Source organism: Paraburkholderia sp. WS6, assembly GCF_030464835.1.
GTDB lineage: Bacteria > Pseudomonadota > Gammaproteobacteria > Burkholderiales > Burkholderiaceae > Paraburkholderia > Paraburkholderia madseniana.
Genome location: NZ_JALQCK010000089.1, coordinates 1 through 9,165, shown reverse-complemented (window position 1 = coordinate 9,165; position 9,165 = coordinate 1). Strand labels below are relative to the sequence as shown.

The following is a 9,165-nucleotide window of genomic DNA, read 5'->3' as shown; positions in this document are numbered from 1 at the left end:
GTCGCGCGCCCCCGAGCCCGCGGACATGGGCAGGCGTCGAACAAACCTCAAGAACCGCTGCCCCCGGCGAGCTGGCTTGGATGACCGGACCACTCAGTTAACCGCCGTTGAACCCCAGACAGCGCGACCGGCAGTTGTGGGTCGAACTCAGCCGGCCGCACCGCGCTGCCGACGGTGGGGGAGCGCGAAGGCCGCCGATGCGCTATCGTTAAAAGCGCAACTCTCGATGCCGCATTGGGTAGCAGGTAATTGCTGCGGCGGGCGGCGGTCGAGGTGGAAAACAGGTGCGAGAATCGGGTTCACGGTTGGATTTCCACGCCGGTATCAAGGAAATACGAAATGGACGATCCATATGACCTTCAGCGCTTTGTCGACGCCCAGGATCCAGTGTTCGCACAGGTATGCGATGAATTGACGGATGGACGTAAGCGAAGCCACTGGATGTGGTTCGTGTTTCCGCAAATCCAGGGCCTCGGGGCAAGCGCAATGGCGCGGCGGTTCGCGATCTCGTCGTTGGCCGAGGCCGAAGCCTATCTGCGCCACCCGTTACTCGGCCCACGGCTGCGCGAATCGACGCGACTGGTCAACCTCGTCGAAGAGCATTCCATCGAGGAAATTTTCGGATATCCAGATTACCTGAAGTTTCGATCGTCGATCAGCCTGTTCGCGCGCGCCACGAGCGACAACGATGTATTTGTGGAAGCGCTGCGCAAGTATTTCGGTGGTGAAGCCGATCCGCAAACTCTGCAGCTGCTCTAGGCCGTTTTTTGCGCTGGACTAGCGCGCGTGGGCGGCGACAATGACTACGTCCGGTCGGACTTCCTGCTTGACGCTATCCACGCGCGTGGCGGAGCGGACTTCGGAATTTCACTGTCGGCACAGTGAGTCGTCAATTCCCGCTCGCATCGGCTGCGCGGGACCGGTAGAGCAGCAGATGATCGGTGCCGGATTCGGACAGCCAGACTTCGCCCGGGCGGCCCATCATCTCACGTACGTTCGCGTGCGGGCGCGGCAGCGGAAACACGTCGAACCGCTCGTCACGCGGGTCAAAGCGCACTAGCGCGTTGGCGCTCCATTCACTGAGCCAGACGATATCCTGGTCGTCTACAAATATTGCGTACGCGTGCGGATCGTCGCCGGGCAATCGCCATTCGCGCCATTGATGCGTCACGGGATCGAATACGCCGACTTTTCCTGCGTTCCACTCGCTGACCCAGACGTGCCCCTTCGAATCGGACCATACGCGGCGCGCGCCCTGCTTCGACGTTGGCGGCTCGATGACCTGCGCCGCCCCACTCCCAGGATCGATGCGACCGAGATAACTCCCCGCCAGTGACGCGAAATACAGGCTACCGCCCGGGGTCACGCAGATGCCGTAGGGCCCGCGCCCGCGCGGCGCATCGAAGACTCGCATGCGGGCGCGCTGCGGATCCAGTTCGCCATAGATGCCGCTTTGCCCGGTAAACCACAGATATCCTTGTTTGTCGAACACGGCGGTGTTCAGATTGGCGTCTGGCCGCTCCTTCGGCAGCGGAAAACGCGTGACGGCGAGGGTCTTCGGATCGATGCGCACAATCGCGTTCTGGCCGCCGTCAGTCACCCACGCCGCGCGATCGGGACCCACGATCACGCCGTGCGGCGCCGATCCGGTGCCGAGCGCAATCTTGTCGATCCTGCCGCTACGCGGGTCCAGCCGTCCGACCGCGCCCAGCGCCTGTGCGGTGTACCACACGGCGCCGTCCGGCGACGGCGCGACGTCATGCGGCGCACTTCCGGTCGGGACGGCGAAGGTCTCGAACGACGGCGGCTGCGCCTGCGCCGAGCCGATGGTGAGCGCAGCGCTCGCGAGAGCCGACGCAAACCACGGTGCCAGCTCTGTTTCGAGAATTTTGTTCACCGTTGCCACAACCCGTTTCCTCGCGATCGCCAACATGTTCGCCTCCGTGTCACTGGATGAGTTTCAAAGGGCGCTGACGGTTTTTTATTGTTGCACTTATCTGTAGCCGTCGCTGCGCCGACTCATTCGCCTCGCCGGCCCCGGTGGCAATTCATGTTCACGGTGGCGAAGGTCAACATCGAAGGGAGGATGATGTCGATGGCCATGGCTCAAATCACGGCCGAACGCGGTTGTCCAAGCTCATGTGGATAGGTTCCCCTTTCTCGAGTGGCACCTTAACGAAGGGGTGGCCGGGAGGCGGCTGCGACTGTCAATCATGAGACCCTGTTCGGCCAGTTTCAGCCTGTCGCGTGGGCGCTCCCACGGACACTCAAACGTCACGTTCATTCGGTTAACGGACCTTCGGCGTCAATCGTTGGTTCGTTTCAACCAGGTCGAGGGGGAAAGTTGAGACGTCCACTACTTCAAGTAGAATCGCTGACTCTTAGCTGAGCGCCGCGTGGGAGCAGAGCGAATCCGCCCCAAGTGTTGGGGCGGCGCGGAGAGCGGCGGTAGCTTGCGACCGATTCCACACCTTGTTCGGCCGCAAACGGATAGCGTCGAGGCGGCGCTGAAGTGCTATCTGTCTCGTTGCCGCTCGCTCGACCCTTCCGTTCGCTTGCCGTCGAGGCTCACCTGCACACCCAAGGCACAGCCGAACGTACATGTTGTGCCGTCCGGGGTGGTATTGAAAGACGGCACTGTCTCCTTGCTCAGAATGCCCTTGATGGTGCTGCTGTCGTCCGCGATGACAATTTCGGCGTCAAGCACCGCCCCGCTGTCATACTTGATGTGCATCGTACCCGTGCAGTCCGACTTGACCGTGTAGGTGCCTGACTGGTTGGGATTGAAGTCGGTCTGTCCACCTCTCGGCGCACCGTTCGTATTGAGGAAATCAGTTCTTCTCGAAATGCTTCCGGCTCCATCGAAAGTCTGGATAGCCACACCGTCGATGATGGCAGGCGTAGCAAGAGGATGGAGTGTGCCGGTAACCGGCTCGAGGATGCCGAGAAGATTTCCGTGCGCACTGAACGCGAACGTCCCCTTCAACTTGGCGACCGAACACTCTCCCTCGGCGTAAGCCGACCCAGTGAACGCCAGCAGCGCCAAGGCCGCGCCAGACAACCGCTTCAACGATTTCGATGTCATATCATCTCCTAGATTCCAGTGCCGAACCTGAGCTAGGGTGCCGCTGTACTGCGGCCGTTGGAACGATTCCTGCTGCCAGTCCCACAGACGAGCGCTTGGGCCCCTTGGGGCGGTCGGAAACCCCGCGCTGAATGTTAGGCAATGAAAATCAAGGCAGGAGGAGGAAAAACCCTCATTGGCCGGGCTGCAAAATCTGCGCAGGGGGCCGACCGCATGAGGCAGTGATCGGCCAACTACGGACGCTTGCCCACGCCTTCACCCGGACGGTCGAACGCTCGAACGGCGGCTCCGCCTGGACAACGGACCCTCGTAAGATCTGGCGACGAGGCAACGCATACTGGTTCGACTCTCCGAGCCACTCGTTGCCGATTTCGTGCAGCGAAACCTAGACCCAACACTAGCGTAACCGGCTGCCACTTTCGGTCCAGGTGTAACAAAAAGATGCGATGGTTGTGACGCCAGCCGCCGAACATGCGGACAACGCAGAGACAATCCGCAGCAGCTGATTGCAAGCTTGTCGACGGTTACGAAGCAGCGGCTGGCGGCTGACCGCTGCCCCGGAATCGCACACCACTGTCGTTATTGCCCGCCATACTCCGCGTTTATCCGGTCAAGTTCACCCGACTGGCGCGCACGCTGAAGTTCCTGTTTGACCTGGGCCCGCGTTTTGCCCATTGACACGCCTGACTCGCTGGTCGTGGCAGAGACACCGCCAACAGAGTCTGTCGAAGACGCGGCAGGACTGGTGGCCTGCGTTGCAGGCGACGTCTCCTGAGCCTGAACGTACCCGAATGCGAGAGCGGCGACACTACATGCTGCCAGTTTGAACGGTTTCATATCCATGTACTCCATCTAATGTGGTTCGGTCGCTCGAACCACGCAGGAGGGGTCGGATAATCCCGACCCGGCCTCGGCGACGGCCCGTACGTACGGGCCCAATCAGTCACCTGGTAGATATCGCAGGACAGCCCCATCGTACACGGGGTCTCGTACTGGCTGCGCGTACCTGTTTGCGTTCCCGTCATCGGCACGCCTCCTACCGAGGCGTCGCCCATTTGCGCCATCGCGCGGTCAATTACCGAAGAAAAGGTTGCAGTAACTTGCGGGGCCGACGCATGACGATGGCGAGGGCTTCGACACATGCTGGGCACTGCCGGAAGCTGAGGTGCCGTTGGTCGTCGTGCCGCCAACGTCACTGTTGCCCGCCTGCTGGCTGTCCTGTGCAGCGATCTTCGCTTCAGCAGCCTGAATTTGCGCGGGATACGTCGTCTGGTCGCCGTCGCCGACGTGATAGCCGGCCTGCTCGAGACGGATCAGTTCCGCACGCACCTGCGCACGGGTGACGGGCGCGGTGCTCTGAGCGAAGCTGACGACTGGGCTGGCAAGCGCACAGCTGGCGAGAACAAGGCATGCAAGGGTTTTCATAATGGAGCTCCTTGATTTATGGCTAACATAACAATCAGGATATCTAATAGCACACTGCAGTCAGTTCTGCAGGCAAACTGGAAGTTGTGGTTGATATGGGGTGTGGGTCGTCCGCGACTCAGCTGGCTTAACTCGGGGGCGTATTGCGGATCATGTCAATCTCCCTGAAAGTGAGGTCGAAACGTCGCGCAGGTACGCACTGCGTTTTCCGCATCGGCCGATTATAGAGCCGTACTCGTAACAGGCATTCGGCAAGAGAAGAACGCGAGCCATTGTGCGGTGATTGACGCCCTCCTTGTGTCGAATTATGCTGCATTATTACGCCGTGTAACCATGTCAGTTGTAGTTACGTCGATAATTTGTTGTTCGGCATTAAATGTTCCTTTGCGGGCGAATAAATGTTCGGTGTCGCTTTACGATTATTCGTTAGAGTGACTTCTTGAGAGTACGGCGCACGCCGGGTTACGGATGCAGTTCGACGCGGCACACACGAAGCGGGCACCCGATATCGCAATGGGCGAACCGTGCTTGATCAGAATAACTGCGAGTTACTGGTACTGCGCAGCGCGAGAGTTCAGCCTCATACTTACCCTCGTTCAGCAGCTTTGACGGTCTTCCGCCCAATGCTCGGCACAGCGGGCACAAATCTCAGGTAGGGACCACCTGCTTGGATCACGAACTTTTGTTCGGCAAAAAACAGAACACTTGTCCATCGACTTGCTGGCGGACCGCTAGCACAATGGGGTGTAGCTGCACCTGATTCCCGGAGGCCTGTTATGGCGTCCTGTACTCAAACACCACGTGATTCTGACGCGGGCGAAAAGCCCGGGGCCAGAACATCACTGCGCGCGGGTGAAACGACTCAGACAATCGAGCGCCGCAGATTCGCTGATTTTGTGAATCTTTTTGTGGGACCGGTTGCAGCACTCAGTGCTGAGCAGAATCTCCTCGTCAAACGCGAGTTATTGCAATCGCTGTCCCGCCGATCGGTATATTGGATCGCGCTACTGTTGGTCGTAAGCCCGTTCTGGTTCGTAGTTGGAGCCTGGACCAAATCGTCGGATATCTATCCCTGGTTCCGTGTCGTCTGGATCGTGGGACTCTGGGGGCTGGCCGCTCCTTTCGCAGCATACTTACTGAAAAAAACGATGCTGCTCCCGAAGCTCGCCGGCGTCAGCGCGGTCGAGCAGCTACATTGGGCATGGGCTGCATTGGTCATGCTCACATCGTTCTGGTGGGCGGCGGCCAGCTTTGGGCTAGAACCACCCATCTACATCAGCGGGTTCATACATGGCCCCTACTTCAGATTTGCCAGATATGGCTTCGTGGAACTGACGATGATCAGCCAGGCATTTACCTTGCTGCTGCTCGCACCCAGTTTTCGTGCGGCTTCAGGTGCACTGTTGGTCGGCACTATCCCATTCGCATTTAACCTTGCACCACTGCTATTTATTTACCGGCCAGGACAGTTTGACTGGTATACGGCTCAATTGATTGGCTATTGTGTCGTCGCCTGGTACATCTGCAACGATCAGCAACTCATATGTGTAAAAGAGGTTGTTCTCGACGAGGCGCGAGCTCAGGCAGTAGCGGCAATGCTGGAAAAGAGCCAGTTTATGGCTGCCATAAGCCATGACTTGCGCCAGCCGCTCACCACGCTCGGCCTGAAGTTAAGTTTTATCGAGCGATGCATTAGATCGACCTGCCTGGTCGAAGACGTCTCGATTGCGCAAAGGCAAGTGGCTGCGATGGAAGGGATGATTAACGGGGCACTGGATATCTGCCGCCTCGAGTCCCGCACATGGAATGTGGAAATTCAGGAGGTAGCGCTGACTTCCCTTTTACGCGGCATAGTCGTGGATATGNCTCGAGGTTCAAGCGGTTGAAAACGACAACCCGGACCTGACCGATATGGTCGTGGCGATCATCGAGGACAATAGCGACCTGAGAATCGAAATATCGATGCGCCTGATCGAGCATGGCTGCTATGTCGTGGCGGGGGAATCATCATCCGACGTCATCGAGCAGTTGCGCATTGAAGCGTTGGCAAGTGGTCCGCATTTCATCCTCTCCGACTACCGGCTGGAAAACGAGGACGGTGTTGCTGCGATTGCGGCGGTCCGCGCTGTGACGGACGCTTCGATCCCTGCAATCCTGTGGTCGGGGGACACCTCGTCAGCTGTGCTCAAAAAAGTAGCCGTCAGCGGCATGAAGCTTTTGTCGAAACCGGTTTCGGAACAAACCTTATTGACCACACTTGCAAAACATAAGCCAAAAACGTCGACCGAAGGCGGTTAAAAGTGATGGCAGGGGGAGCATGAAGAGCGGTGTAGCAGAGATCTTCACGACAGTCGCGTATCTGGCGCCCCCCTTCCAAGGGCCAGCTCGGCATTGACTCGAAGCGCAGCTTCAACGCGGTTTCTGACTTGAAGTTTGTCGTAAATAACACAAGAAACCTGTCTGACATGTCCCTCGGAGACGCTAAGCTCTCTTGCGATCTGTTTCCCTGAGAGACCACGTGCAATGCAACGCGCCAAGTCCCACTCTCGCGGAGAAAGCCCAAGATGATGCTGATTCCGGCTAGCTGAGGGCGTTTGCGTCGAGCAGGCAAAGCGGAGCAAGACTTCTTCCGGAATCCAGAGTTCACCTCCTAAGATCCTGCTCAGTCCAATGAACATTTTTTTGTGCGCGCCTCCTTTCAACAGGATTCCTCGAGCGGCGTAGTCACGCATGCACATTCGCAAAATTTCAACTTCATGATCGTTTCCAGGAGCAAGTCCTGTGCAGATGACCACGGGAACATTGGATGGATTTCCGGCCTGGAAATGCTCAAGTGTCGTGGCGCCACGGTTCTCACCATCCAGATTAAGATCCAGGAATACCAGGTCCGGGGGAGGTGTCTTGTTGACTTCTTCAAGCGCGCTGGCAAGCGTAAAGACGGGCGTGATGTCGATTGGGGTTGCGCTCAGCTCCGACGCGTGTGTTTGGACATATTCGGAAAGAGCAACGCAAAGAATTTCGTGGTCATCGACCCATAGGATTTTCATGGTCGCTTCTCCTCTTAATACGTCTGAGAAAAGCAATCGATCACGCGCAACGTTTGTGCGGAGCATTGCTTAACAGCTTAGCATATCGAGCGAGGCCGCAGAACCTTGAAGGACGGAGAGAGAGCTTTCCGCCTGCGGGCGGTCTGAGCTACCCACCGTCTTTTATCGCCCAACGGAGGCATGTTATTCGTAGAATCGAAGCAGATCCATTTGAGTTCTATGCGTTAAGCGGTGCAAAAAACCGATGACCTTGGGTCCGTTGATTCTTTTGCAGAGTGTTGTGGACCCGCGATACCTACCGCACATGGTGTGCCATGTTCGCACCGTGTGCCGCGCCCCAGACGGCACGCGGCTTTGCACGATCGAATCGGGCCTGCGCGGCAGCCGCGGGCATGAAGGCGATCGCGAGTGGTGGGGGCACGCCGACAGCCTCGCGGCGAGATGTCTGCGGCGTACCGACAGTTCGGTACCCCGCACATGCGCGAAGTGCGTCGACGTATGCCCCTGGCACTTGGTCCGCGGGGCGGACTGGCGTGCCCCAGTTCCCGCAGAACGCCGCATCCTTCGGTAGGGCGTTACATCTGCCCGCTACCGGCGGCGTTGAATGACCGAAGTACCTTGGAACCGGCCGTCGTCCTTGCACTAGCGCGTAAGGCCGCTATATAGGGTCGTCGCGCGTCATTCGAATCGGGCCGACGAGATAAGATTAAGGGGCGGCGAGAATCGGTCCCCACCGAAGCCTTACGCCGGAGTGATCGATCCAGCTTCTGGCCTCGCGCACCAGGTGATTCCGTGCAATTGCAAGCGCTCCTTTTGCGAGACGCTCAGCCGAGCAATACCGAGCCACCCTTCTCGACGTACGCCTGCAGCAAATGATGGGCAATGGCGAACGGCTTGGGCGTCGACAGCCCGTCCGCATGCGTTCCCGCGAGCATCGCCGCAACCTCCTGGCGCGAGAACCAGCGGGCGTTTTCGAGTTCGTCCGTATCGACGATGATGTCGATATCGCTCGCCTGCGCAAAGCAGCTGTTGGTGTTCACAAATGCCACTAGCCATGTTCACAGGAATGCTAGCGGCCAAAACGCCGGGATGGCTTGCTGCGCAATGCGTTGCGTGCGATCAGCGCCATTCGACGCCTGTTGCGACGGTACAACAATCGTGATGATGCTTGTTCAGTAACTCTGCTAGCGTCGCATCGGTGCTGGATATCAAGTCTCACGGACGATGCGATCCGAAAGACACTTTTCATGGGTGGAGTTCAGGATCGTCACCGGCCGCATGCAGTCAGAAAGCGCTTCTGTATTTTCTGATTTGGTTTAAGGAACGATAACTTTAACTCTTGTGCAAAGAGCTATTTTTGATTAGCACGTATGGTCGTGTTCGGCGGGGGCCACATTCCGCGAGACGTTTCCTGTGCGAAAAGCGGTGCTGTGGCTGCAAGGTTAAGCGCGATGCTCGAAATGATTTATCAGCATATGCAAGGCACGCTAGCATAATTAATGGACATGCTAGCGGTGCTATGAACGCTGGCTAGCACCAATTCTGAACTCCAACAGTTGCAGACAGCGTTACCATTGCTGTGCTCGCCGCATAGGTGGTAGCGGCGTC

General features: G+C 58.1%; 9 protein-coding genes. 3 read left to right on the top strand and 6 right to left on the bottom strand.

Annotated elements, in window-relative coordinates:
• Window positions 1–339: 339 nt before the first annotated feature.
• A complete protein-coding gene (locus tag M0D64_RS44335) occupies window positions 340–759 on the top strand; it encodes a DUF1810 domain-containing protein (protein ID WP_266262247.1) in 420 nt (139 codons plus the stop codon).
• 130 nt (window positions 760–889) lie between these two features.
• On the opposite strand, the gene M0D64_RS44330 is transcribed toward M0D64_RS44335, so the two are convergent.
• The 4 genes from M0D64_RS44330 to M0D64_RS44320 all read right to left on the bottom strand — a co-directional run bounded on the left by M0D64_RS44330 (window position 890) and on the right by M0D64_RS44320 (window position 4,510).
• Window positions 890–1,933 (bottom strand): lyase, encoded by a 1,044-nt coding sequence (locus M0D64_RS44330; protein ID WP_266262246.1) that lies wholly within the window; start codon window positions 1,931–1,933, stop codon window positions 890–892.
• A gap of 582 nt (window positions 1,934–2,515) precedes the next feature.
• On the bottom strand, window positions 2,516–3,085 hold the full coding sequence (locus tag M0D64_RS44325; protein ID WP_266262245.1) for a hypothetical protein: 570 nt from the start codon (window positions 3,083–3,085) through the stop codon (window positions 2,516–2,518).
• 579 nt (window positions 3,086–3,664) lie between these two features.
• Window positions 3,665–3,922, bottom strand: coding sequence for a DUF4148 domain-containing protein (locus tag M0D64_RS45005; RefSeq protein WP_323135790.1), 258 nt, complete (start codon window positions 3,920–3,922; stop codon window positions 3,665–3,667).
• Window positions 3,923–4,156: 234 nt separating this feature from the next.
• The gene (locus tag M0D64_RS44320; RefSeq protein ID WP_266262244.1) at window positions 4,157–4,510 is read right to left on the bottom strand and encodes a DUF4148 domain-containing protein; all 354 of its coding nucleotides are present in this window, start codon (window positions 4,508–4,510) and stop codon (window positions 4,157–4,159) included.
• 776 nt (window positions 4,511–5,286) lie between these two features.
• Here M0D64_RS44320 and M0D64_RS44315 point away from each other — a divergent pair.
• Together M0D64_RS44315 and M0D64_RS44310 are read left to right on the top strand one after the other, a co-directional pair.
• Window positions 5,287–6,396 carry a HAMP domain-containing sensor histidine kinase gene (locus tag M0D64_RS44315; RefSeq protein ID WP_266262243.1) on the top strand — a complete coding sequence of 370 codons (1,110 nt, stop codon included), beginning with the start codon at window positions 5,287–5,289 and terminating at the stop codon, window positions 6,394–6,396.
• A gap of 31 nt (window positions 6,397–6,427) precedes the next feature.
• Complete coding sequence (locus M0D64_RS44310) at window positions 6,428–6,808, top strand: response regulator (protein ID WP_266262242.1); 381 nt, start codon at window positions 6,428–6,430, stop codon at window positions 6,806–6,808.
• 44 nt (window positions 6,809–6,852) lie between these two features.
• Here M0D64_RS44310 and M0D64_RS44305 read toward each other — a convergent pair whose 3' ends face one another.
• Both M0D64_RS44305 and M0D64_RS44300 read right to left on the bottom strand, forming a co-directional pair.
• Window positions 6,853–7,557, bottom strand: a complete 705-nt coding sequence (locus M0D64_RS44305; protein WP_266262241.1) for a response regulator transcription factor — start codon at window positions 7,555–7,557, stop codon at window positions 6,853–6,855.
• A gap of 824 nt (window positions 7,558–8,381) precedes the next feature.
• A complete protein-coding gene (locus tag M0D64_RS44300; protein WP_308102561.1) occupies window positions 8,382–8,597 on the bottom strand; it encodes a hypothetical protein in 216 nt (71 codons plus the stop codon).
• Between the last annotated feature and the right edge of the window lie 568 nt (window positions 8,598–9,165).